The following is a 24126-nucleotide window of genomic DNA, read 5'->3' as shown; positions in this document are numbered from 1 at the left end:
GATCTGGGGGTCACAGGGTCGGCGGATCCGGCAAACGAGGGGTTTTCGGATCTGCTGATCACAACGTCGAAAAGGCACGCAGAGCTCGCTCTGCGTGCCTTTTCGTATCCGATCAGCCGGGTATACCGCTTTCCGGCGGAGTCGATTCGTCCCCGGTGTATTCCTCCACTGCCGAGTCTCCGATGTCGGTCTGCAGCACCGGAGTCAGGTACTCGGGTACACCCCCGCGGATCTGGAAGACACTGGCTCCGGAGATTCCGAGGTGGCTTTCTTCGGAGTATCGGAACGGGGCGAGCTGCGGGCCTTGGAAGTCCATTCCGCCGTCCTGGATCGCGGAGACGATGCCCTCACGGGTGGGGTTCTCGCCGGCCGCCTGAAGAGCCTGCACGAACGCGTACGCCTGGCTGAGTCCGTAGATGCGGTAGTTGGTCAGTGGGTCACCTGTTCCGTTCTGAGCCCAGACCTTCTGCCACAGTTGCGTCCACGGATTCTCGGGGGAGTCGACGCCGGGGATGTATTCGAGCGAAATCATGCCTTCGAGGGACCGGGCACCGTTGGTGACCGCGCCCTGGGAGAAGCGTCCGAGCAGAGAACCGACCAGGTCGACGTCGGAGCCGATCGAACTGTAGAACCACTCGGGATCGTAGTTGAGCCGCATCGCGGTCAGTTGGCTCAGTGCGGTGTACGACGGGACGTTGAAGCCGAGCACGAGGTCGGCTCCGGCACCCTGTAGAGCGGCGATCTGTGGTGCGACATCGGTGTTGCCGGAGGTGTAGCGCACGACCTCGACGATCTGGTCGTCGAGATACTGGCGTACCGCGGCTTCGCTGTCCCTGCCGAGATCGTCGTCCTGGAGGAACAGCCCGACCTTGGCGTCGGGCCGGTTCTTCGTCACCCAGTCGCCGATAATCTTGCCCTCGACCTGGTAGTCGGGCTGCCAGCCGAAGGTATTCGGGTACTTCTCGGGGTCGTTGCCCCACATGATCGCGCCGGAGGAGACGAAGAGATCCGGCACACCCTCCTCGTTCAGGAAGTCGATGACTGCGCTGTGCGTCGCTGTGCCGAGTCCACCGACGACGGCGAACACTTCGTCCTGGAGGACGAGTTCGTTGACGACCTGGGTGGTGGTCGTCGGATCGTAGGAGTCGTCACGAACGACGTACTCGATCTGCCTGCCATTGACGCCGCCCGCGGCATTGACGTAGTCGAAGTAAGCCTTTGCGCCCGTGGGTATTTCGCTGTAGCCCGGTGCTGCGACCCCGGTCAGGGGGAAGTGGGCTCCGATCTTCACCGAGGTGTCGGTGATGCCGATCGTCGAGCCTTCCGAGGATTCTGTTGCCTCGTCTCTGCCGCCTGCACCGCACGCTGCGGCCAACGAGACGACGGCGACGAGTGCGGTCGTTCTGACCGCCACCGATCCGAACTTCTTCATTTCATCTCTTTTCTGGTTGAACGCAACCTTCTAAACGTGCCCACCAGACCCAGTGGGGCGAACAGGATGACCAGGACGGTGAAGATGCCGGTCACCAGTGGTGCGAGTTCGGCGGATTGCAGACTGCTCAGCCCCAGGTCGAGTCCGAGGTTGGTGACCACCGGTGGGATGTAGGTGAGCAGCAGCGCCCCGATCAGTGCCCCGGACAGGGTGCCGAGCCCGCCGATGACGACGGCGGAGAGCAATGTCAGGGAGAGCGTCAGAGTGAACCCGCTCGGGGCCGCGATCCGCGCCGACATCGCGAGGACGGCACCTCCGGCACCCGCACATGCGGCGCTGACGACGAACGCCAGGATGCGTGCCCGCCCGAGATCGATCCCGGACAGCTCGGCGGCTACTTCGTCGTCCCGAACGGCCCGCCAGCGACGGCCGATCCGGCTCGACGAGACGTTCGCCAACAGGAAGAACACGACGACGAGCAGCACCCAGCTGACGTAGGCGACGAATTTGGTTCCGCTGAGCTCGTTTCCGGTGACGAAGAACATCATGTCGTCGATCAGGTCCGGCACTTTCGGAGCCGGGACGACGAGACCCTGTTCACCGCCGAGGTAGTCCGAGAAGTACAGGGCCAGTCCCGGTACGGCGACGGCCAGCGCCAGCGTCGCGCCGGCCAGGTACGGGCCGTGCAGTCGGGCGGCGGCCACTCCCACGACCACGCCCACCACGGCAGAGATCACGGTGGCGGCCAGCAGTACGAGGGGCACCGACCATCCGGAATCGTTGGCCCGCAGCATCAATGCCGCGGTGTACGCACCGACGGCCATGAACGCACCGTGCCCGAGTGAGAGCTGCCCGCTCAGACCGGTCAGCACGGTCAATCCGCCTGCTGCGATCGCCAGGTACGCGACCGACGTCAGCTGACTCTGACGGAAGGTGCTCAGTGATTCGAGCGCCAGCACGATGACGACGAGTCCGATGACAGCGCAGAGGAAGTGGCGGCGTACCGGGGTGGCCGTGATTCGAGTGAGAGTTGCGTTCACGTCATACCCTCCTGGCCGCTGCGCTGGCGAACAACCCGCTCGGGCGGACGAGGAGAACGACGATCAGAATGATCAACGCCGCGCTCGACACGAGGTCCTGGCCGAGGTAGCCGCTGACGAAACTGAGCCCGACGCCCATCAGCAGGCCTCCGACCACTGCGCCTGCCGGGCTGTCGAGACCGCCGAGAACGGCTGCGACGAAACCGAAGACGACGATCGAGTCCATGTACCCGGGGTGCACCAGCGAGCCACCCGCAATGAGCAGCCCGGCCAGCGATCCGACGACTGCGGCCAAAGCCCAACCGAGCGTGAGCATTCGACTCACCCGGACTCCGAGCAGCTTGGCCACCTCCTGCTCGAATGCGCTGGCGCGCATCTTCAGTCCCAGATCGGTGAACCGGAACAGCAGAATCAGCAAGCCCAGGACCACGAGAACGGCGACGATCTTGAACACGTCGTATCCGGTCAGGGCCACGTTGATCTCCCCGACCTTCTGGCCGGTGAGACCGAACGGTGCTGGGAACGAACGGAATTGGTTCCCGAAGATGATGGCCGCAACCGCGTGGATGATGATGAACAACCCGAGCGTCAGAATTACCGGGTTGATGTGCGAGGAGCTGTCGACGAACCGAATGACGAGTCGTTCGATCAACGCTCCCAACAGCAGTCCGCTGAGCAGCGCGACTCCGAAGCCCAACCAGTACGAGTAACCGGCGTCGATGACGACCAGTGCGACGTACGTGGTGATCATGGCCATCGGTGCCTGGGCGAAGTTGACGATGCGGGTCGATCGCCAGATGAGGACGAGAGCGAGGGCGAACGCGGCATAGACCATGCCTGTCGTCACGCCGTTGATGAGGATGGTGAGCAGTTGTTGCACTGTGGCTGGCGTCCTTTCGGCTTGCTCTAGAACCCGAGATAGGCGTGTCGGAGGGCGTCGTCCCCGGCCAAGGTGTCGGCCGGGCCTTCCACCGCGACCTTGCCCAGGTCGAGGACGACGGCATGTTCGGCGATGGACAGTGCACTTCGCGCGTTCTGTTCGACGAGCACGACGGTCATCGATTCGGAATCGACGAGTGCGCGCAGCGTTTCGAAAATCTGAGCGGCGACTTTCGGAGCCAACCCGAGCGACGGTTCGTCGAGGAGAAGAACCGACGGTGTTGCCATCAGTGCTCGACCGATCACCAGCATCTGCCGTTCTCCGCCCGACAGCGTGTGCGCCGACGAGGTTCGGCGTCCGGTCAGCGGCGGGAACATGTCGTAGATCCGATCGAGGGTCACGGCGTCGTGACTTCTGTTGCGTCCCAACGCACCGAGGCGAAGATTCTCGTCGACGGTCAATTCGGCTATCACGCCCCGGCCTTCGGGCACGTGTGCAAGCCCTTTGCGGGACATGCGATCCGGAGGTATGCCGACGATGTCGACGCCGGCGAGCTCGATACGTCCTGACGTCGGTTTCAGGAGTCCGGAGACAGTGCGCAGCAGCGTGGTCTTTCCGGCACCGTTCGCTCCGAGTACGGCGGTGATCGTGCCCGCGGTGACGGTCATCGACACCGAATCGAGGGCGGTGACCGGCCCGTAGTGCACGGTGAGGTCGGTGATCTTCAGGTGTGTCGCGTCAGTTGTCATGTGCCACCTCGTTTCCGAGATATGCGGCCAGTACGGCCGGATCCTCGCGAATCCGATCCGGTGTGCCCTGGGCGATGACCTTGCCGAAGTCGAGGACGTAGATCCGGTCGCACACGGTCATGACGAGGTCCATGTGGTGTTCGACGAGCATGACCGATGTTGCCGGTCGGTCCGGCTGGGAATCCTTGTTTGCTGATGTGAGAGAGCGGATTTCGTCACCGAGTTCGCTCATTTCGTCGTTGGACAGGCCCGAGGCGGGTTCGTCGAGCAGGATCAACGACGGTTCGCTCACCAGCGCGCGCGCGAGGGCCACGCGCTTGCGCACCGCGTAGGGCAGGCTCGGTGGCAGCCGGTGCGCGTAGCCGTCGATGCGCAGTCGTTCCAGGGTGTTCATCGCGGTCGAGCGGACCGCCGCGTCGTCGGCCGCGCTCGAGGGAAGGCCCAGGAGGCCGCTGAGGATTCCGGTGCGTGCCGTTCGGTCGGCCCCGACCATGACGTTGTCCAGCACGGTCATTCGATCGAACAGTCCCAGTCCCTGCAGCGTTCGGCTCATGCCGAGCCGGGGCAGGTCGTGTGGGCGCAGGCGGCTCAAGGTTTCGCCGTGTCGGCCGAGGGTTCCCGATTGGGGTCGAACGAGACCGCACGCAACGTTGAACAGTGTGGTTTTGCCTGCCCCATTGGGTCCGATGACGCCGAGGACTTCGCCGGGTCGTACCTCGATGGTCACTCCGGAGAGCGCGACGATGCCGCCGAAGGACACGTCGACGTCCGTCATGGTGAGGACCGGATCCATCGTGTCGAGAGAGTTCAAGTGATGCACCTCACAATCTGTTGGGTCCACTATGGGGCGTCCAGCACAACGCGCGGTATGGGCGCTCCGCACAGAATGTTTGGGTGTCTGGGCACCAGTAACGGTCAAATCACCCTGTGATGTGGGCTCTGTGCGCAAAAATGGGCGGATGGCTTCTCCCGGGGTGCGTCGCGCTACGTCGCGATCCGCTGCGCGCGGCGCTGTGAAGCCCTCCGACCAGGAGAAGATTCGCGGTGCGTGGGCCGCGCTGTTACCGCGGGCGGATGCGATTGCCGACTCGATCACGCTGGCGCTGATAGAGCAGGAACCCGCGTACCTGGCAAGCACCACTCCTGACATCGCCGGCGAAATTCGTCGCAGTACTCGCGCGCACATCAGCCAGGGCCTACGCACGCTGTCCGGTCTTGCGGCCGCGGGCGACAACGCCCGAGAGGTATGGCGTCGCACCGGGAGAGAGCGTGCGCGCCAAGGCATTCCGATGGAGTTGGTGCTGAAGGCGTACACGCTCGGGAGTCGGACGCTGTGGGAAGAGTTGATGCTCGAGCGTGAACAATGCAGGTCCGTGATCGACGAGCATCTCCTGCTCGTCGCCGGCCAGCAGTTGTGGAGAGCGCTGGACAGTCAGTACGAAACTCTCGTCGAGGCGTACCGCCAGGAGAGCGCGCGTATGCAGCAGCGTGATCTCGCCAATGTGCTGGTGATCTTGGACGGTCTCCGGTCGGGCCGAGGCGGCGATCCGGCTTTCGTGATCGAGGCCCGCGCGACCCTCGGCCTGTCGGCCTCACAGCAGATCGCCTGCGTGGTCGGCCCGCTCGACGATCAGGGGTCGCCTCCGCTCCCCGCACCCGAGGACGCGATGGACCAGATCGGCGCAGTGTCCCACTGGAACACTCGGGACGGGCACCAATTCGCGCTCGTGGCACTCGGGACCGGATCGTGGAGATCGGTCATAGACGCCCTAGCCGCGCGGGCGGTCGGCCCGGTCGGTGTCGCGCATTCGCCCGAGGGCGTGGCGTCGTTCGCTGCGGCGTATCGCCTGGCGGCACTGACGGCCGAGACCATCACCGAAGACAGTGGCGTCGCGTTGGCGACGGACCGACTGCCGAGGGTGATCATGGCCGCCGACGATCAGTCGTCGGAACTGTTGGTTCGCCATGCGCTCGGCGCTCTGTTCACGCATCCGGAGCCGCACCGAGAAACGTTGCTCGACACGTTGGCGCACATGCTCGCTTCGGACGGTTCGCCCACCAACGCTGCGAAGGCGCTCTACTGCCATCGCAACACCGTCATCTACAGGGTGCGTCGAATCGAGGAGTTGACCGGGCGTGACTTGACCGATGCCCGCGACCGGCTTCTGCTCACTCTTGCGCTGGTCAGGACGGGACATTGGGCGCGGGCCGTGGAGCAGGACGACGGTTCGACGACCCACGGTTCATTCAATCGAATGAAATGACGATGGCAATTCCGAACTCGCTGTAACGAGTGGTTGAAGTCTGCATATATTCCGTGTGGCTCCGTACTGCTGCCTGACCCCCGACCCGGCAGCAGTGCGGGGCCTTTTGCGTGCGGCGCGTGCGAGGGTCTCAGAACGAGCGGTGCTGTGCGGTTTGCGTAAGCTCGTCCGCGGGGTACGCCGCGCAGCAGGCCGGAATATGAATCGACGGTCCTGGAAGGGTCGAATGTGAGCGAGGGCAACAGTAGGTCGGGTGACGCGCCGAAGGGTGCCGAGCCCCGCCCCGACGTACCGCCGTACGACACGCCGACCGAGGTGTTCGGGGCCATTCGCGACGACGCCGAGGAGCCGAAGCACGCAGAGCAGCCGGTACCCGAGGGCCAGGACGCCACGGAATCCGACGCGAACGAATCCGATGCGAACGAATCCGATGCGAACGAAGCAGACGCGAACGATGCCGAGCTGACGCAGGCCGAGGGAACCGAAGCCGATGGCACCGCCGAGGTCGACCGATCCGAGTCGGTTGCCGACCTCGATACCGCCAGTGATCCGGACGGCGAGCAGTTCGAAGAAGGCGAATCTGCTGTACCCGGCGCGGACGCGCAGCCCGCACCGGTGGCAGACGAATCGCCGACGGTGGCGCAGCCCTTTGTTCTACCGTCCTCTTCTGACGCCGGGCAACCTCAGCCACCGGCCGAACCCCCCTTTACTCCCCCTGAGAACGGCTCGGCGGAGCACGACGGAGCCGGGTCCACGCCGCCGTGGAAGAAGATTGCCATCGGTACCGGCGCGGTGGTTGCCGTCCTCGGGTTGCTGTACGCGGCGGACTGGATTGCCTCCAGCGATCGGGTTCCGCGCGGTGTGACCGTTGCCGGTATCGAGGTAGGCGGCAAGAGTCATTCCGACGCCGAGGCCGTACTGCGTGCCGAATTGGGACCTCGGGCGGAGGAGCCGATTCAGGTGGGCATCGACGACCGGCAGGTCGAGGTGTTGCCTGCCGCGGCCGGGCTGGGAGTCGATTGGAACGCGACGCTCGATCGCGCGGGTACGCAGCCCATCAACCCGATCACGCGTCTGACATCGCTGTTCGGAAGCCGGGAGATCGGCGTCGTCTCGACCACCGACGAGCAGGCACTCTCGGTCGCCATCGACGGCCTGCGAGCGGAGACGGACCGTGCGCCCGTCGAAGGCGACGTCGTCTTCGAAGGTGCCACCCCGGTAGCCGTCGAACCGCTGGCCGGGCGAGTTCTGGACGCCGACGGGACGCGTCGAAACCTGCAGACCGAGTGGTCGACGGGTGCGACCGAGGTCGTCTACGAATCCACGCCTGTCACCGTGACGCAGGATGCGGTCGATCAGGCTCTGTCCAACGTCGCGGTCCCCGCAGTGTCGGCACCGGTGGTCATCGAAGGCCGACAGAACGTGGATGCGACGTTGCCGGTGGACCGTGTGGGTGAGGTCCTGCGCTTCGATCCGGACGGGCAGGGCGGCCTCACGCCGATCTACGACACCGGTATCGCCACCGGCATTCTCGCTCCGCAACTGGTCCGCACCGAAGTTCCGCCCAAGGACGCGTCGTTCACGTTCTCCGGCGGAGCTCCCACCGTCGTTCCCGGGGTGATGGGTGAGCTGGTCGAGTGGAACAAGACCCTCGAGCAGCTTCCCGCCCTGCTGGCTGCGGACGGTCCGCGCTCGACCGAGGCCGTCTACGAACCGGCGCCGCCTGCCCTCACCACTGAGGCGGCTGAGAATCTCGGCGTGCGAGAGGTGGTCGCGGAGTACACGACCGGAGGTTTCGAGTACGCGTCGGGCGTGAACATCGGGCTCACCGCGCAGATCGTCAACGGCGCGCTGGTCAAGCCGAAGGAGACGTTCTCGCTCAACGGGTACACCGGTCCGCGCGGGACCGCTCAGGGCTTCGTCGAATCGGGAATCATCGACAACGGTCGACCCGATCGTGCCGTCGGCGGCGGCATCAGCCAATTCGCGACGACTCTGTACAACGCGTCGTACTTCGCGGGCATGGAAGACACCGATCACACCGAGCACAGCTACTACATCAGTCGATACCCCGAGGCCCGGGAGGCGACGGTCTTCGAAGGTGCCATCGACCTGAAGTTCACCAACCCCAACGACACCGGCGTGGTGATCGAGTCGTTCGCGGATTCGTCCAGCGTCACCGTCCGGCTGTGGGGCACCAAAACCGTCGACGTCGAATCGATCACCGGGCCCCGGACGCGGCCCACCTCGCCCAATACCGTGACATTGCCGGCCGGTGCCGGCTGCGTCGCATCCGGCGGGGGACCGGGATTCACCGCCAGCGACACCCGGGTGATCAGCGACGCCGCGTCGGGCAGGGAGATCTCGCGCAACACCAGAACCGTGAAATACGACCCCATCCCGATCGTCAAATGCGTCCAGCCCGATCGTCCGGCTCCGACCCCCGAACCCGACGACCCCCCGCGCCCGAACGACGACGAGTGACGTCCTGTGCTCGACGTGTCACTTCGAATCACGCGGATTCGGACTGTGGCGTCGACGCTCGATCGGGTGTTTGCTGGATGTAGACGTATGCCCGGAACGAATGCCGCCGCGACGAGGTTGCAACAGTAGAGGTGCGCTCGGCACCGCACGATCGAAAGGGAGCATCCTCCATGACGCTCACACGCACCGTCCTCGATCAACAGACACTTCGTGAGGCGTACGCGCAGTTCCCCAGTGGCGTCGTGGCAATCGCTGCGAAAATCGACGGTGTCCTGGTGGGCTTGGCGGCCAGTAGCTTCGTGTCGGTGTCGATCGATCCGCCGTTGGTAGCGGTGTGCATCCAGAACACGTCGACCACGTGGCCGAAGCTGGAAGTTGCGCCGAACATCGGCGTCAGCGTGCTCGGGGAAGCACACAACGATGCCGTCCGCACTCTGGCTGCGAAGACCGGTGACCGCTTCGCCGGTCTCGACCTCACCGTCACCGACGGAGGCGCGGCCTTCATCGTCGGTGCCACCGCCTGGCTCGACACCACCGTCGAGCAACAAATCCCAGCGGGCGATCACGCAATAGTGTTGCTACGCATCCATTCCCTCGAAGTACAGAGTGAAGTGAATCCAATCGTGTTCCACGGCAGCAAGTTCCGCAAACTTCAGCAGTAACCGCTGTTCGACTTGGTTCGGCCCCCTTCAGCCTGTTCGGCCCGCCCACCGGTTCGGCCCTGTCCGCCCACCTTCGGCCTGTTCGGTTCGCCCACCGGTTCGGCCCTGTCCGCCCACCTTCGGCCTGTTCGGCCCGCCCACCGGTTCGGCCCTGTCCGCCCACCTTCGGCCTGTTCGGTTCGCCCTCCGGTTCGGCCCTGTCCGCCCACCTTCGGCCTGTTCGGTTCGCCCTCCGGTTTTCGCAAACGCGCGCGCACTTGCTGAACGCGCGCGAAATAGTGGCCCAATCGTGGGCAATTCTGCGCGCATCTGACAAATGCGCGCGCGTTTGTCGGATCGGTCTCGTGAAGTCGGCCGGCGACGCTTTGCCGAGCCGGTTCTCCTGGTGGTGCAGCTGCGCTTCGCTCGGTGCGGCCTCGTTTGCTCGTCCACCTGTTTCGGCTCCGTCTGCTTCGCAAACGCGCGCGCACGTGCTGAACGCGCGCGAAATAGTGGCCGAATAGTCGACAATTCTGCGCGCACCTGACAAATACGCGCGCGTTTGCGGGACTGACAGTTAGGCGAACTGGTACGCCGGTACCGGTATTCATCCACAAGCCCGGAGTTGTGCACAGTCGTCAACTTTCGAGCTCGACTCCGTCGACGCATGGCCGAGACTCGGAGCATGAAGGACGACCGAATGATTCGACGCTCCGAGGCGCTGGCAGACGGGAGCGCCGATCACGAGTTGCGCGCAATGTATGAGCGGGGTGGCTGGGAGCGTTTTGTGAATGGCGTCTACGTTCCGTCGTCGAGATTGGCCGGGCTGACAGAACAGGAGCGGCACAGACTGTTGATCGATGCGATTTTGCCGATCTTGTCCGGTGGTTACGTCGTCAGTCACCGTTCGGCTGCACTACTGCACGGATTACCCTTACCTACTGGCGGATTGGGCAAGGTTCACATCACCCGACACCGCCGCGGCGGCGGTCGTACGGATACGACTGTGACCGTGCACTGTGCACCGTCCTTATCGAGCGTAACGGTCGACGGTGTCTCGGTGACCTCGCTGGCTCGGACAGTGGTCGACCTTGCTCGAACCGAGACGCTGCTGTCTGCGGTAATCGCAGGTGACGTGGCGTTGAAGTGCTGTGACGAGAGTGAGCTCGACGCGGAGTTGCAGCGGGCTCGGGGCTGGAAAGGTGTGGCGCAGGCGCGACGAGCCGTGAACCTCATGGACGGGCGCAGTGAAAACCCCGGGGAATCGCAGAGTCGAATCATATTGCGCGAGGCTGGATTCGACGTCGAGTCTCAGGTGGAGATCCTGGATCCAAGTGGGCGATCGGTGGCACGGATCGATTGGATGGTCAATGGCCTCGTCGTGTGCGAGTTCGACGGTAAAGCCAAGTACACCAAGTACTTACGACAGGATGAGAACCCCGGCGACGTGGTGTTCAGGGAGAAGATACGGGAGGACGCGGTGCGCGATCTCGGCTATCCGGTGGTGCGCTGGACCTGGGCGGACCTGGCGAATCCAGCAGAGTTGGTGGCGCGCGTTGCCCGAGCTGTAGAACGGGCCGCTGCCCTGCCGGCACCGCGAGGGAGCGTGCGAATTACATCGAGTGGCGAGCAAACGCGCGCGCATTTGCCGAACGCGCGCGAAATCGCCTAACTATTCGGCAGAATCCGCGCGCATCTGACAAACGCGCGCGCGTTTGCGCCGCTACGCAGGCCGTCAACCAACCCACACCCGGCGCACAAACAACAACGGCCGCACCCGTGAACAGGTGCGGCCGTCGAAGGTTTCAGGGAATCAGAATGCTGCTTCGTCCAGTTCCATGATGTCGTTGTCGATGTTGGTGAGGATGGCGCGCGTGGCGGTGAGCTGCGGCAGGATGTTCTTGGCGAAGAACGAGGCCACTGCGATCTTGCCCTCGTAGAACGCCTTGTCCTTACCCTCTGCGCCGTTGTCCAGTGCGGCGATGGCGATTTCGGACTGACGCAGCAGCAGCCAGCCGATGAGCAGGTCGCCGAAGCCCATGAGGAAACGCACCGATGCCAGGCCGACCTTGTACAGCTCGGTGGGCTGGTCCTGTGCGCCCATGAGGTGCTGGGTCATCGAGGTGACGATGGCCTGGACGTCCTCGAGGGCGGTGGCGAGCAGTGCGCGCTCGGCCTTGAGGCGTCCGTTGCCTGCTTCGCTGTCGATGAACGACTTGATCTGTCCGGCAACGTGAGCCAGGGCTACGCCGCGGTCGCGGGCGATCTTGCGGAAGAAGAAGTCCTGCGCCTGGATGGCGGTGGTGCCCTCGTACAGCGAGTCGATCTTGGCGTCGCGGATGTACTGCTCGACGGGGTAGTCCTGCAGGAAGCCGGAGCCACCGAAGGTCTGCAGCGATTCGGCGAGCACCTGGTAGGCGATCTCCGAGCCGACGCCCTTGACGATGGGCAGCAGCAGATCGTTGACGCGGTAGGCGATGTCTTCGTCGGCGTCCGAGACCTGCTTGGCGGTGATCGGGTCCTGGTGTGCGGCGGTGTAGAGGTACACCGCGCGCAGGCCCTCCGAGTACGCCTTCTGCATCATGAGGCTGCGGCGCACGTCGGGGTGGTGCGTGATGGTGACGCGCGGTGCGGTCTTGTCGGTCATCTGCGTCAGGTCGGCGCCCTGGACGCGTTCCTTGGCGTACTCGAGTGCGTTGAGGTAGCCGGTGGAGAGGGTACCGATTGCCTTGGTGCCCACCATCATTCGAGCGTGCTCGATGACGTCGAACATCTGCGCGATGCCCTTGTGGACCTCGCCGACGAGCCAGCCCTTGGCAGGGACGCCGTGGCCACCGAAGGTGAGCTCACAGGTGGCGGAGGCCTTGAGGCCCATCTTGTGCTCGACGCCGGTGACGAAGGCGCCGTTGCGCTCTCCCAGTTCACCCTTCTCGAAGTCGAAGAGGATGGACGGAACGAAGAACAGGCTCAGACCCTTGGTGCCCGGTCCGGCACCTTCGGGGCGTGCGAGCACGAGGTGGAAGATGTTCTCGAAGAGGTCGTCGGAGACGGCCGAGGTGATGAAGCGCTTGACGCCCTCGATGTGCCAGGAGCCGTCGTCCTGCTTGATCGCCTTGGTGCGTCCTGCGCCGACGTCGGATCCGGCGTCGGGCTCGGTGAGGACCATGGTGGCACCCCACTGGCGCTCGACGGCGACCTTGGCCCATTCCTTCTGCTCGTCGGTTCCGTTGTGGTACAGGATGTTTGCGAAGCCGGGGCCTGCGGAGTACATGAAGGCGGCGGGCTGCGAGCCGAGGAGCATCTCGTTGATGCCCCACAGGAGGTTACGAGGCGCTGCCATGCCGCCGACCTCTTCGTCGAGGCCGACGCGCCACCACTCACCGTCGGCGAGGGCCTTGTAGGACTTCTTGAAGGATTCGGGCAGCTTCAGGCTGTGGGTCTCGGGATCGAAGACCGGGGGGTTGCGGTCGGCGTCCGCGAAGGATTCCGCCAGGGGGCCCTCGGCCAGGCGTACTACCTCGCGCAGCATGTCACGGGCTACTTCACCGTCCATGTCGCCGAAGTTGTCGCCCTCGAGGGTCTCGTCGAGTCCGAACAGCTCGAAGAGATTGAATTCGAGGTCCCGGAGGTTGCTCTTGTAATGGCCCATTGCTCGTTCGCTCTCCAGTCGGTGGTGCGGTCTCGTGAGTACCGCCCAAGTTAGCTACTCGTCGGTAACTTAACGGATATTACCCCCGATCGGTTCCGCTGCCAAGGGCGGACCTACTCGCCAGTAATAGAGCGTCGATCGCTGTGCCGCCGGTCACGTCTCGATACCGGTTCTCGGCCGTGGTGACAGTGAGTCGGTCCCCGACGTCCGACGCCAGATCCTCTGGCGTGTACAGGATCTCGGGCTCCTGTGGACCGCCGACACCGTCGGTGATGTTCGACGAGTGATGGCCGAGAATCATGAGGATTCCATCAGGTTTCAACGCGGACATCGCAGCCGACACGGCTCGGCGTCGCTCGTCCGGGGGCAAATGGAGGTAGAACATGAGCACCAGGTCATAGTTGGGCTCGGTTGCCAGCTTCGTCACATCGGCGTGTATCCAGGTCAGGCGCTCGCGCACCGACCGCGGGGCCGACTCGGCCACTCGACTCGCCCGCGTCAATGCCACCGACGAGAAGTCGACGGCGTCCACGGTCCAGCCGCGCGTCGCGAGCCAGATGGCGTTGCGCCCTTGGCCGGCCGCCAGATCGAGGGCTCGACCGCGCGGGATTGTCGTCGCGACTTCGACCAACGTCGCGTTCGGAGCCTCGCCGTAGACGAGTTCTCGGCGTTCGTATTTGCGATCCCATTCGGCAGCGTCCACGCCGGAAGCCTAATGGGAACTGCTACAGCGTGGCCCGCAGCAACAGCACGTTGTAGTTCTGGAACACCGTCGCCAAGAAGTAGAGGTCGCGGCCCGTCGAGAACGGGTGGATGTACGGGGCGTAGATCGAGCTGATCTCGCGAGTGTCGACCAGTACCTCGGGCGGGCTCCACGGTCCGACGGGCGATGAAGAACGCCACAGCACAATGGAATTAGCGTTGTCGGTGGTCATCATCAGGTACTGGCCCACCGCGGCGTTGTATGCAACCGACAGTTCGCCGACGCCGTCGACGATGGGGGCGGCCGCAGCGGGGTCGCCCTTCTTCCAATCCTTCCCCGTCCAGTATTCGTATTCGCCGAGCCTCGTGATGTCCGCATCTCTGACGCGAGCGACGTGGCCGAGTGTGGAGCGACCCGGCGGTGTGCCGTACTGGTAGATGTATCCGTTGTCCTTCAGGTAGGCGCTTTGCTGGAAGTTTCGATCTCCGCCAGCGCTCGGCCTGTGGGTCTCGGGTAGTGCGGCCCAGTTCTCTCCGTTGTCGGTCGAGGCGGCGAGGCCGGAGAAGTTGGTGTCCCAGGTACCTGCGGGTCCCCAGTTCTTGACCGACATGAGGTTGAGGTACTGGGTGTCGCCCACGGCGACTCCGGCGGTGGGGATTCGGCTGATTTCGACGAAGGGGATCTTGGGGCTGGGGACGACTTCTTTGGTCTGTCCGACGGCGTCCTTGACGACACTGTCGAAGTTCATGCCATCGGCGAGGTTTCGGTCGCTGCTGCGGACGATGGCGTTGCTGCGCCAGGACCAGAGGCTGCCTTGCAGGAGGTTGGGGACGCCGACGCCTGCGGTGTCGCCGAAGGCGGTCAGGACCTCGCCTCGGCCGTTGTCCCACATGATGCCGAGGTCGGTGCCGATCATGTTGACGTTCTGGGTCATGTTCGGGCTCGACATTCCGGTCACCTGGGCGACGGCCTGTGCGCGGCCGTGCAGTTGCGGCAATCCGAATGTTCCGTTCAGACCGGCGATGGGGTTGATTGCGTTGGGGTCGGCGAGGGCCGTTGGGCCTGTGACCAGCATCGATGCCGTCACCGTCAGTGCTGCGACTGTCAAGAGTCTGGATCCCACGCGTGTCAAAACTGCCCCGTTTCATGGTGTTTCCCCGATAACACCTCGCAACCATGGCAGCGGTTTGTTATGGGCAAGTTCAATCAACTCGTAGCCTGTTTCGCGAATCGGGCGAATGCCCCTCGGTGTCGTAATCTGGACACGTGAGTGATCTACCCGATTCCCAGCTGGCGCGGGATCTGTCCGTCAGTGCGATGCGGCTGAATCGGAGACTGCGTCTGCGGCATTCGAGCGACCGGTTGCCGGTGGCTCAGTTGTCGATTCTGACGACGTTGCTTCGTGAGGGGCCGATGACTACCGGTGAACTGGCTTCTCGGGAGCGAATCAAGCCGCCGTCGGTGTCGCGGTCGTCGCATCAGTTGGTCGAGGCCGGCCTGATTGTCCGTGAGCCGCACCCGACCGACGGCCGGCAGGTGGTGCTGCAGTTGACCGAGGCGGGCGTTGCGACTGCTCGCGACGAGGTGGCGTCTCGCGAAATCGCTCTTGCCGAACAGCTGGACGAGTTGTCGGCTCGGCAGCGGGAAACGTTGGCCGCAGCGTCGGCAATCCTGATCGAATTGGTCGATCGAGTCGACTGAGACCGTCAGTTCTCGTGTTGAACTTCGCGATCGAGACCGTCGATATTCCACTCGATGGTGGATCCGAGTTCCTCGGAATCTCCTCGGTGCGCGACGCGGCCGAGGACGGTGGCGACTATTGCAGCGCACACCATCCAGACGACTACGCCTATCAGCAACCCGGTCATGGACACTTTGTAGCACTGATGTCTGAGAAATCGCCGTGAAACGGTGGTTATGAAGTGTTGCTGTTCGATATACATCGCGTGCGGTCCGGCAAATGCGACAAAGTGAAGCTTCTTGTTCCCCAACAGATGTAGAGACTCGACGGATTGTTTTTCGTGTCCTTCTCGAAAACAAAAATCAATGAGTTTTGCGTAATTGTTCGACGACTCGGCGAAAGCGACTGTTCGGTGTGCACATATTCGACACCACATCGAGATCGGACTCGAAATCCACATCTCGCAATTGCGACACCATGGTGACCTCGGCTCCCGCAGCGGTCAGTGCCACCCGAGTGTCGTCGCCCGTCGACGGTGCCGACATCGGTACGTCCAGCAATGCCCGGGCCTGAGCAGGATTCCGTAGACCCAGGATCCACCAACCGCCGTCCTCGGCGGCACCGAGTAGATCGGTGTCGGCCAGCAGCGCGGCTGCGTCGCTGAGCAGTCGCCCGGTGACCTGCGGGGTGTCCATTCCGATCTGAAGTACCGCACCCGCAGGCGCGGCGTCGGCGTGCGCATTCGCCAGCCGTTCGCCCAGTCCGTCGCCGCGTTGCGGGATCACGGTGAACGACGCGAGGGCTCGGGTGAGTTCCTCGGCGCGGGCCGCGTCGTGAAGATGGCCGGTGAGGGCCACGACGCGGTGGTCGACGTCCGCTGCCGCGACGGCGTCGAGGGTGTCCAGCAGCGCGGCAGCTGCCACCTCGGCGGCGGCCGCGTTGCCGATCGTGGCGGCGAGACGAGTCTTGGCAAGTCCTGGAACGGGTGCTTTGGCCACGACGAGGGCGGTGACGGTCACGAGAGCACCTTCCAGAAGTCGCGCACGGCCACGATGGTGCCGCGGACCGAGCCCGAGACCTTGGACGTGCCTGCGGTTCGTGGTCGGTAGTCCACGTCGTGTTCGACGACGGTCCAGCCGGCCTCGGCCGCGAGCACGAGTAGCTGCAGCGGGTAGCCGGAGCGTCGGTCGGTGACATTGAGGTCGAGTAGCGCTTGTCGGCGGACCGCTCGGATGGCACCGAGGTCGTGTACGGGCAACTTGTACTTGGTCCGAAGTCGAAGAGACAGAACGGCATTGCCTATTTTTGCGTGCAGCGGGGAGCTTCCCTTGGCGGGCCGGCGACGGCCGACGGCCAGGTCTGCGCTGTCCAGTGCAGCCACCAGGGTGGGTAGGTCGCGTGGGTCCATCGAGCCGTCTCCGTCGAGCACGCAGACGATATCGGTGTCGGCGGCGAGGACGCCCGCGTGCACGGCGGCTCCGTATCCAGGCACGGTTTCCGCTACCACTGCCGCGCCGTGGGCGGCTGCCACCGCGGCGGTGGCGTCGGTCGAATTGTTGTCCACGACGATCGTTCGATATCCCGGCGGGATCGAATCCAGCACGGCCGGAAGCGATTCGGCTTCGTTCATGCAGGGAATGACGACGGTGACCGATCCGGGCTCAGACACGGGGTGGGCCCGTTCCCTCGGCGTCGCGCAACGGAGCATCGGCGAACGCGGTGAGACCGTCCTGCGGCAGGATCTGCGCGCGAAATCCCAGAACCTGTTCTGCCCGCTGTGGACTGGCCACGATGTGCCGTACGTCCCCGGCTCGGTACTGGCCGGTGACCTCGGGGGCCGGTCCACCCCTCGCGTCGGCGAGAACGGACGCCACCTCCCCGATGGTGATCGGATGACCCGAGCACACGTTGAGCGCGGTGAAGCCGTCCAGTTCGGCGGAGATGGACGCGATGTTCGCTGCTGCCACGTCGTGTACGTGGACGAAATCGCGGGCCTGCTTGCCGTCCTCGTAGACCGTGGGCGGCTTCCCGAGTTCGAGCGAGGACCGGAACATTGCCGCCACACCGGAATACGGGGTGTTGCGCGGCATGTGCGGGCCGTACACGTTGTGGTAGCGCAGCGCGACGACGGAACCACCGGTCGACAGTGCCCACGCGGAGGCGTAGTTCTCCTGCGCCAGTTTGCTCGCTGCGTAGGTGCTGCGCGGTTGCAGCGGTGAATCCTCCTCGACCAGTAGCCAATCGAGTGGCTCGCCGGACGCAGGGTCGCGGTTGTCGAACAGCCCGGCGTCCAGATCGGCTCGGGTACGCGGTCGCGGCACGACGGTCTCGCCGGAGGAATTGAGGTAGCGCCCTTCGCCGTAGACCACCATCGACGATGCCAGCACCAGGCGGGAACACCCTGCCTCGTACATTGCCGCGAGCAGGACTGCAGTTCCGAAGTCGTTGTGACTGGCGTATGCCGGCGCGTCCGCGGCGTCGACGCCTGCGCCGACGACAGCAGCCTGATGGCACACGACATCCACACCGCGTAGCGCTTCGACGAGTGAATCCTTGTCTCGCACATCCAGATCGGTGATGCCCTCGGCTGTCGCGCCGGGTCCGTGGGCCGAACCCAACATGGCGTCGACGGCGACCATCTCGAGATCGGTGTCGCGCGCTGCGTCGAGAATGTGGCCCCCGATGAATCCGGCTGCGCCGGTGAGCAGTACGCGAGTCATGGCAGCTCGACCGGCAGTGTGACTCCGGCGTGCACCCGGCAGTGGGGGCACTCGCCCGTCGGTGCGTCGCGCACTGCGGATCGGACGAGCGCCTTGAGCGGTTCGATGTTCTTCTGGAATTCGGCGAACACGTCCACTGCCTTGACTCCCTGACCGGATTCGATCCCGGCGTCGAGGTCGGTCACCAACGCTATCGGCGCGTAACAGAGTTCGAGCTCGCGGGCCAAGACGGCTTCGGGGTGACCGGTCATGTTCACCAGTGTCCAACCTTGGCGCGCGAACCATTGGCTTTCGGCGCGAGTGGAGAACCGGGGGCCTTCGACGACCACCATGACACCGCCGTCGACCGCGGACCCCTGGACGGCCGCGCTGCGCAACTCCGCGCAGTAGGGATCGGCGAATTCGACGTGGATGCCGCCGTTGTCGAAGTAGGTCTGGGTGCGGCCGGACGTCCGATCGACGAGTTGATCCGGAATCACGACGGTTCCCGGACCGTATTCGGCCACCAACGATCCCACGGCACACGGGGCGAACACGCGGCTGACACCGAGCATGCGCAGCGCCCACATGTTGGCCCGATACGGCAGGGTGTGCGGCGAGTATTCGTGAGCGCGGCCGTGTCGAGGAAGAAAGGCAACTCGTCGTCCTTCCACCTCGCCGACGGTGATCGGTGCGCTCGGTGATCCGTAGGGCGTGTCCAGCTCGATCTCTTCGGCGTCGTCGGCGAAGAACGAGTAGAAGCCACTGCCGCCGATCACCGCGATCTCGGCCTGTAACCCCGCTTGCGTGTTCATCTACCCATCCTCCATCACCGTCGGTCGATATGCTGGTCCGAAACCGTGTTCGTCTTCAAGTCCGCAGGGAGAAAACACTATCCGTTACTGGAGAGAAGCCGTCGCCGGTGCGCTGGCCGTCGTGCTCGTTGCCGTCGCGTTCGTCGTTCCGTATCTGGGCAACGAGATCGTCACCCCGATCATCAACAGAACACCGCAGCAGGTGCGCGATTTCGCCGACGCCGCACCGCTGTTCGGTTTTCGTGAGGTTCATGTCGGATGGGGAACGCCGTTCGCCGTCCTCATCGCGGTGGCGACCGTGCTGTGGGGACCGACCGTGGCTCGACGCCTGTCCTGGACGCGGCTGTTGTTCGTCGTCTGGGGTGCGTCGGCGGCGTGGACGATGGCGCTGGCGATGGTCGACGGTTGGAAGCGTGGGTTCGTCGACCGGTTGGCCTCGACGGACGAGTACCTGCACGAGGTGCCCGGCATCACCGACATCCCCGCGACACTGCGCGGATTCTCCGAGCGCATTCTGGATTACCAGGCGGATTCGTGGACCACTCACGTCTCGGGCCATCCGCCCGGTGCGCTGCTGACGTTCGTCTGGCTCGACCGTCTCGGTTTGAGCGGTGGGGCTTGGGCGGCAACGCTGTGCGTGTTGGTGGGAACCAGTGCCGCAGTTGCTGTGGTTCTCACGCTGGGTGTTCTGGGCGACGAGGACATGGCCAGGCGCGCAGCACCGTTCTTGTCGATCGCACCGGCAGCGATCTGGATCGCCGTCTCCGCCGACGCGTTCTATGCCGGGGTCGCGGCGTGGGGTATCGCGCTGCTGGCGGTCTCGACGAAGCGCTGGCTGTGGCCCGCGTCCATCGGTGCGGGAGTGCTTCTCGGGTTCGGAATCTATTTGAACTACGGCCTGGTGTTGATGGGTCTGCCGGCGGTCGCGGTGCTGATAGCGGGCCGAAAGGTTCTGCCGTTCCTCGGCGCGGTGATCGGTGCCCTGCTCGTTGCGGGGATCTTCACGGCGTACGGATTCTGGTGGTACGACGGGTACGAGCTGGTGCAGGAGCGGTACTACCAGGGCATCGCCAAGGATCGTCCGTTCGAGTACTGGGGCTGGGCGAACTTCGCTGCACTGTTCTGCGCGCTCGGCATCGCTGTGCCCGCGGCGTTCCCACGCATCGCCGCGCGGGTGCAGCCGATCAACCTGTTGGTGCTCGGCGGCCTCGCGGCGGTGGTGATGGCCGATCTGAGTCAGCTGAGCAAAGCGGAGACGGAGCGAATCTGGCTGCCGTTCGCGATGTGGATGTTGATCGCCCCGGCGGTGCTGCCGCGTCGAACACATCGATTCTGGTTGGCGCTGCAGGTGATCGGGGCCTTGGCCGTCAATCATCTGCTGTTCACGAATTGGTGAGCGGAGCCGGAGTCATCTGCGCGAACCAGCGGCCGTCGATCGGAGCCACGTCCACCATCTGCAAGCCGGCGGCGCGGGCGAGGTCGGCGGTGGCGTCGGCGCTGACACTCGACCAGGCGAACCAGTCGCCGACCATGGTGTCGGTTTCCCAGCGGACGGTGCGGTGCCGAATCCCGGAGTCACTCGGTTCGTCCACCTCGGCGATGATGGCTCCGTGTGGTGCCAGCAGATCGGCGGCTCGGCGTAGCAGGCGCACCGGATCCCCGCCGATGCCGATGTTGCCGTCGGCGAGCAGCACACACGACCACGTGCCGGTGCCGGGCAGAGGCTCGAAGAGGTCACGGAGAACGGCGTTTCCGCCGCGGCCGATGGTCAGGTCGACGGCAGCCTTCGACGTGTCGACGCCGAGCGCCGAGAGTCCACGTCGGGCAAGAGCTTCGGTCAGCCGGCCGGGTCCGCATCCGAGATCGATGGTGGACCCGGTACATCGGCTGATCATGGCGTGGTCGGCTCGGCGATCCTCTTCCGAGGATGCGCTTCCGCCCATCCAGCGGGCCGTGGGCAGACGTTCTCTCGAGCCGTCGGAATCGCCGATCCAGCAAGGCAATCCAGCGGCGGCGCGGTGGAAAAGGGTGTCTGCGGTGACGCTCATGTTCGGCTCCGTACCACGGTGAAGCGAATGAAGTAGACGACGGCGCTGGCGGCGAACAACACCGTTGTCAGAACCAGCCATCGTTCCAAGAAGGGGTCTTGGGTCAAACCTGTTGCCGCACGATAGGTCTCCGCGCCCTGGGACAGTATTCCGGGGAAGAACATCAAGAACGTCAGCGCTGTGCCGAGGGCCGGGACGCGAATGTAGTTGATGGGCGAGACGGTCAGCTGCAGTCGTCCGAGCCCGGTGAGAAGGCGATCGGCCGCCGAGTACAGCGGGAACAGAACCGCGTCGTGCAGCAGTACCGATCCGAAGAACCAGACGGCAATGGAATGCCACCAGATGTCGCTGTTCCACAACGTTTTCGGTCCGGCGATGTGGACGACGTAGCCGACCAGAGCGAAAGAGAGCAGCAGGCCGACGGCATGCAGAGGGTGGCCACCGTAGATCCGTCGGAAGGCTCTCATTCCCGGTCCCCTGTCGCGTTTTACGAAACGTCTGTGAAAGCACCAGAGCGCGAGCAGCACCGACGTCGTCGGTGACTGCCCGCGCACGGGTTCAGGAGCTGATTATGCGGCAGTCTTGACCGTGATGGTCGCAACGCCGACGAGCAGTCCCGGGGTGACAGCGTCGGTCTTGAACGTGTCGTTGAGCAGTCCGGCTGCGGTCTCCGAGATCTTCACCTGCGTGCCCTGCAGGATGGCGGTGTTCTCGGGGCCGGTTGCCAACGGCTGCAGGGTGCGGCCGTCGAGGTCGAACAGCACGGCGTCGGCAGCAGCCTCTTCGCCGTTGACCGTGACGTCACCGGTGAGCAGCGACGTGCCCGGATCGATGTCGAAGTTGGTCAGCTCGACCACGGTCTCGCCTGCGGTCAGCGACAATCCGCTGCCGTCGTGGTTGATCTCGCCCTGCACGTAGGGGTCGACCGTGCCGGGCTCCCAGTACTTCACGTCGCCACCGGTGATCGGGAAGCGAATGGAACCGTCTGCGAGAGTTGCGGTTCCGACTACGCCCGGCGTGAGGCCGAGGGTGGTCAGTGCGCCCAGGAAGCCGGGGTCGAGAGCAACTGCGGTGTCGACGCCGTTGCTGAGGTCGGCGACCTCGGCTGCGGGCTCGGGAGTGCTCTCGGTGGTCTCCATGGCCGACGACTCCGAGGAGGTGGCTGCGTCGGTGGTGCTGGATGCGTCGTCGCTGGAGCACGCGGCGAGCGGGACGATGGTGAGTGCACCGATTGCGGTGGCGGCCAAAGCTTTACGAACAGTGAACATGTCGGTCAACCTTCCGTGCTCGTCTCTCGAGCGTTGTGGGTTATTCGGCGCTGCTTGCCGATCGGATGGGTCTTCATCGCGATGCCTGCATTGAAGCGGTGCCGACCTGTTACCCCACGGTGTGAACGGTCAAACCAGACATGTTCACGTTCGGCTCAGCCCAGGATCAGATCCGCGGCTCGTTCGCCGATGATCACCGACGGTGCATGAGTGTGGCCGCGGATGATGCTGGGCATGATCGATGCGTCGGCGACCCGGAGTCGGTCGACGCCCCGAACCCGCAGCGCAGCGTCGACGACGCTGCCGGCATCGTTGCCCATCCGCGCGGTGCCCACCGGGTGGTACAGAGTGTGCGCGTTCTGCTCCAGGGCCTCGGTGAGCAGATCCGCCGGGGAGATGTTCGACGCCACCCTGGGGCGTACGACGTCCCCGAGCTGGCCCTTCAGGGACGGGGTCTCCGACAGCGCGACGCATACGCGCAGTCCCTCGATCATGGCCTTGCGGTCCATTCCGTCGGGGTCGCTGAGGTAACGCGGCTCGACGATGGGCTTGGCCAGAGGGTCGGCGGACCGGAGCGTGATCTCGCCTCGGCTCTTGGGTTGCAGCAGGACTGTGCCGATGACCGCGGCGTGTGCGTCGGCGGCGATCAGGCCTTCGTCGAAGAACGGGGCCGGTCCGAAGATGAGCTCGAGGTCCGGCAGCGGCAGATCTTCGCGGCTCCGGATGAAGCCGTATGCCTCCGCGACGTTGGAGGTGAGCATGCCGCGTCGGCGCGCGAGATAGTTGATGAGCTCCGGAATCTTCTCGGCATGGAACAGGGAGTCCTTCTCGGTCTTCCATCCGATGAGGGCGGCCAGGTGGTCGAGGAGGTTCTGCCCGACGTCCGGCGAGTGGTGCCGGACGGTGATGCCGTGGGCTGCGAGCTGCTCCTTGTCTCCGATGCCGGAGAGCATCAGCAGCTGCGGTGTGTTGATGGCTCCGCCGGACAGAATGACTTCCTTGTGTGCGCGCACCGTATGGGTGACGCCGTCGGAGGTGTATTCGACGCCGACGGCGGCGCTGCCCTCGAAGAGAACCCGGGTGGCCTGTGCCTCGGTGAGGACGGTGAGGTTGGTGCGCTTCTTGGCCGGGCGAAGGTAGGCGTCGGCGGTGCTCCAGCGGGCGCCGCGTTTCTGGTTCACCATGGTGCGGCTGAAGCCCGTGGGTTCGGGCAGGTTGGGTGTTTCGACCGAGTAGCCGGCTTCCTCGACGGCGGAGAGGAAGGACGAGGTGAGCGGGCGTGAGCTGCGCTGGTGGGACACGATCAGTGGCCCACCGGTTCCGGCGTCCAGTTCTGTTGTGCCCTCGATGTTCTCGATCTTGCGGAAGTATCCGACGAGGTTGCGGAACGACCACGAGTCGTCGGAATTGGCCGCCCACTCGTCGTAGTCGGCGGCGAATCCGCGTACCCACATCATGGCGTTCATCGACGACGAGCCGCCGAGCATCTTGCCGCGCGGCCAGTAGATGCTGCGGTCGCGTAGCCCCGGCTGGGGTTCGGTGAGGTAGTCCCAATCGACCTCGGTACGAAAGAGTTTGGAGAACGCGGCGGGGATGTGGGCGAACTTGTTCTTGTCTTCCGGGCCTGCCTCGAGCAGGATCACGCTGTTGCGGGGATCGGCGCTGAGCCGGTTGGCCACCACTGCGCCGGCCGAGCCCGCGCCCACGACGATGTAGTCGGCGGTTGTGTTCTGTGTGCTCATGATTGTCCTTCGGGTTCGTCGGCAGCTGTCG

At 64.6% G+C, this 24126-nt stretch carries 23 protein-coding genes; 6 read left to right on the top strand and 17 right to left on the bottom strand.

The window, feature by feature from the left end:
• Window positions 1–112: 112 nt before the first annotated feature.
• Genes JLZ96_RS11185 through JLZ96_RS11165 form a run of 5 tightly spaced genes read right to left on the bottom strand, consistent with a single transcriptional unit; the run spans window position 113 to window position 4876 of the window.
• Entirely contained in the window at window positions 113–1432 is a 1320-nt protein-coding gene (locus JLZ96_RS11185) for an ABC transporter substrate-binding protein (protein ID WP_201010118.1), read from the bottom strand.
• Window positions 1429–2472 carry a branched-chain amino acid ABC transporter permease gene (locus tag JLZ96_RS11180; RefSeq protein ID WP_201010117.1) on the bottom strand — a complete coding sequence of 348 codons (1044 nt, stop codon included), beginning with the start codon at window positions 2470–2472 and terminating at the stop codon, window positions 1429–1431. The genes JLZ96_RS11185 and JLZ96_RS11180 overlap by 4 nt, the downstream gene beginning before the upstream one ends.
• 1 nt (window position 2473) lies before the next feature.
• On the bottom strand, window positions 2474–3352 hold the full coding sequence (locus JLZ96_RS11175; RefSeq protein WP_032374817.1) for a branched-chain amino acid ABC transporter permease: 879 nt from the start codon (window positions 3350–3352) through the stop codon (window positions 2474–2476).
• 26 nt (window positions 3353–3378) lie between these two features.
• Entirely contained in the window at window positions 3379–4101 is a 723-nt protein-coding gene (locus tag JLZ96_RS11170; RefSeq protein ID WP_027495389.1) for an ABC transporter ATP-binding protein, read from the bottom strand.
• The gene (locus JLZ96_RS11165; RefSeq protein ID WP_052073988.1) at window positions 4091–4876 is read right to left on the bottom strand and encodes an ABC transporter ATP-binding protein; all 786 of its coding nucleotides are present in this window, start codon (window positions 4874–4876) and stop codon (window positions 4091–4093) included. Before JLZ96_RS11165 ends, JLZ96_RS11170 begins: the two co-directional genes overlap by 11 nt.
• Before the next feature lie 184 nt (window positions 4877–5060).
• Here JLZ96_RS11165 and JLZ96_RS11160 point away from each other — a divergent pair, with 184 nt between their 5' ends.
• The 4 genes from JLZ96_RS11160 to JLZ96_RS11145 all read left to right on the top strand — a co-directional run bounded on the left by JLZ96_RS11160 (window position 5061) and on the right by JLZ96_RS11145 (window position 11162).
• Window positions 5061–6365 (top strand): CdaR family transcriptional regulator, encoded by a 1305-nt coding sequence (locus JLZ96_RS11160; protein ID WP_052053499.1) that lies wholly within the window; start codon window positions 5061–5063, stop codon window positions 6363–6365.
• Window positions 6366–6593: 228 nt separating this feature from the next.
• A complete protein-coding gene (locus JLZ96_RS11155) occupies window positions 6594–8849 on the top strand; it encodes a VanW family protein (protein ID WP_201010116.1) in 2256 nt (751 codons plus the stop codon).
• 170 nt (window positions 8850–9019) lie between these two features.
• On the top strand, window positions 9020–9511 hold the full coding sequence (locus JLZ96_RS11150) for a flavin reductase family protein (protein WP_027495391.1): 492 nt from the start codon (window positions 9020–9022) through the stop codon (window positions 9509–9511).
• 664 nt (window positions 9512–10175) lie between these two features.
• Entirely contained in the window at window positions 10176–11162 is a 987-nt protein-coding gene (locus tag JLZ96_RS11145) for a hypothetical protein (protein WP_201010115.1), read from the top strand.
• Window positions 11163–11303: 141 nt separating this feature from the next.
• Here the strand turns inward: JLZ96_RS11145 and JLZ96_RS11140 are convergent, their stop codons facing one another.
• From JLZ96_RS11140 to JLZ96_RS11130, 3 genes are all read right to left on the bottom strand, one after another.
• Complete coding sequence (locus JLZ96_RS11140; protein ID WP_027495393.1) at window positions 11304–13139, bottom strand: acyl-CoA dehydrogenase; 1836 nt, start codon at window positions 13137–13139, stop codon at window positions 11304–11306.
• Window positions 13140–13218: 79 nt separating this feature from the next.
• Window positions 13219–13842, bottom strand: coding sequence for a bifunctional 2-polyprenyl-6-hydroxyphenol methylase/3-demethylubiquinol 3-O-methyltransferase UbiG (locus tag JLZ96_RS11135; RefSeq protein ID WP_201010114.1), 624 nt, complete (start codon window positions 13840–13842; stop codon window positions 13219–13221).
• Window positions 13843–13864: 22 nt separating this feature from the next.
• Window positions 13865–14917, bottom strand: coding sequence for a DUF4185 domain-containing protein (locus JLZ96_RS11130; protein ID WP_201010708.1), 1053 nt, complete (start codon window positions 14915–14917; stop codon window positions 13865–13867).
• A gap of 191 nt (window positions 14918–15108) precedes the next feature.
• On the opposite strand from JLZ96_RS11130, the gene JLZ96_RS11125 reads away from it, so the two are divergent.
• On the top strand, window positions 15109–15543 hold the full coding sequence (locus JLZ96_RS11125) for a MarR family winged helix-turn-helix transcriptional regulator (RefSeq protein WP_032367083.1): 435 nt from the start codon (window positions 15109–15111) through the stop codon (window positions 15541–15543).
• A 5-nt stretch (window positions 15544–15548) separates the two neighbouring features.
• On the opposite strand, the gene JLZ96_RS11120 is transcribed toward JLZ96_RS11125, so the two are convergent.
• The 5 genes from JLZ96_RS11120 to JLZ96_RS11100 all read right to left on the bottom strand — a co-directional run bounded on the left by JLZ96_RS11120 (window position 15549) and on the right by JLZ96_RS11100 (window position 19037).
• Entirely contained in the window at window positions 15549–15710 is a 162-nt protein-coding gene (locus JLZ96_RS11120) for a hypothetical protein (protein ID WP_167328661.1), read from the bottom strand.
• A gap of 175 nt (window positions 15711–15885) precedes the next feature.
• The gene (locus JLZ96_RS11115; protein ID WP_032383144.1) at window positions 15886–16542 is read right to left on the bottom strand and encodes a DUF2064 domain-containing protein; all 657 of its coding nucleotides are present in this window, start codon (window positions 16540–16542) and stop codon (window positions 15886–15888) included.
• Window positions 16539–17231 (bottom strand): glycosyltransferase family 2 protein, encoded by a 693-nt coding sequence (locus JLZ96_RS11110; RefSeq protein ID WP_201010113.1) that lies wholly within the window; start codon window positions 17229–17231, stop codon window positions 16539–16541. Before JLZ96_RS11110 ends, JLZ96_RS11115 begins: the two co-directional genes overlap by 4 nt.
• The gene (locus JLZ96_RS11105; protein ID WP_032367080.1) at window positions 17185–18243 is read right to left on the bottom strand and encodes an NAD(P)-dependent oxidoreductase; all 1059 of its coding nucleotides are present in this window, start codon (window positions 18241–18243) and stop codon (window positions 17185–17187) included. Before JLZ96_RS11105 ends, JLZ96_RS11110 begins: the two co-directional genes overlap by 47 nt.
• Window positions 18240–19037, bottom strand: a complete 798-nt coding sequence (locus tag JLZ96_RS11100; protein ID WP_032369478.1) for an S-methyl-5'-thioadenosine phosphorylase — start codon at window positions 19035–19037, stop codon at window positions 18240–18242. The genes JLZ96_RS11105 and JLZ96_RS11100 overlap by 4 nt, the downstream gene beginning before the upstream one ends.
• Window positions 19038–19149: 112 nt before the next feature.
• Here JLZ96_RS11100 and JLZ96_RS11095 point away from each other — a divergent pair, with 112 nt between their 5' ends.
• Window positions 19150–20433 (top strand): hypothetical protein, encoded by a 1284-nt coding sequence (locus tag JLZ96_RS11095; RefSeq protein ID WP_236254096.1) that lies wholly within the window; start codon window positions 19150–19152, stop codon window positions 20431–20433.
• Here the strand turns inward: JLZ96_RS11095 and JLZ96_RS11090 are convergent.
• The 4 genes from JLZ96_RS11090 to JLZ96_RS11075 all read right to left on the bottom strand — a co-directional run bounded on the left by JLZ96_RS11090 (window position 20420) and on the right by JLZ96_RS11075 (window position 24095).
• The gene (locus JLZ96_RS11090) at window positions 20420–21085 is read right to left on the bottom strand and encodes a methyltransferase domain-containing protein (protein WP_032367078.1); all 666 of its coding nucleotides are present in this window, start codon (window positions 21083–21085) and stop codon (window positions 20420–20422) included. The two genes, JLZ96_RS11095 and JLZ96_RS11090, sit on opposite strands and share 14 nt — an antisense overlap.
• Window positions 21082–21552, bottom strand: a complete 471-nt coding sequence (locus JLZ96_RS11085) for a hypothetical protein (protein ID WP_027495403.1) — start codon at window positions 21550–21552, stop codon at window positions 21082–21084. The genes JLZ96_RS11090 and JLZ96_RS11085 overlap by 4 nt, the downstream gene beginning before the upstream one ends.
• A gap of 102 nt (window positions 21553–21654) precedes the next feature.
• On the bottom strand, window positions 21655–22353 hold the full coding sequence (locus JLZ96_RS11080; RefSeq protein ID WP_032367076.1) for a hypothetical protein: 699 nt from the start codon (window positions 22351–22353) through the stop codon (window positions 21655–21657).
• Window positions 22354–22508: 155 nt separating this feature from the next.
• On the bottom strand, window positions 22509–24095 hold the full coding sequence (locus JLZ96_RS11075; RefSeq protein ID WP_027495405.1) for a GMC family oxidoreductase: 1587 nt from the start codon (window positions 24093–24095) through the stop codon (window positions 22509–22511).
• Between the last annotated feature and the right edge of the window lie 31 nt (window positions 24096–24126).

This window comes from Rhodococcus sp. NKCM2511, assembly GCF_014905595.1.
GTDB classification, from domain to species: domain Bacteria; phylum Actinomycetota; class Actinomycetes; order Mycobacteriales; family Mycobacteriaceae; genus Rhodococcoides; species Rhodococcoides fascians.
Note: the sequence above shows the minus strand (reverse complement) of the source record. Positions and strands in the feature narration are given on the sequence as shown.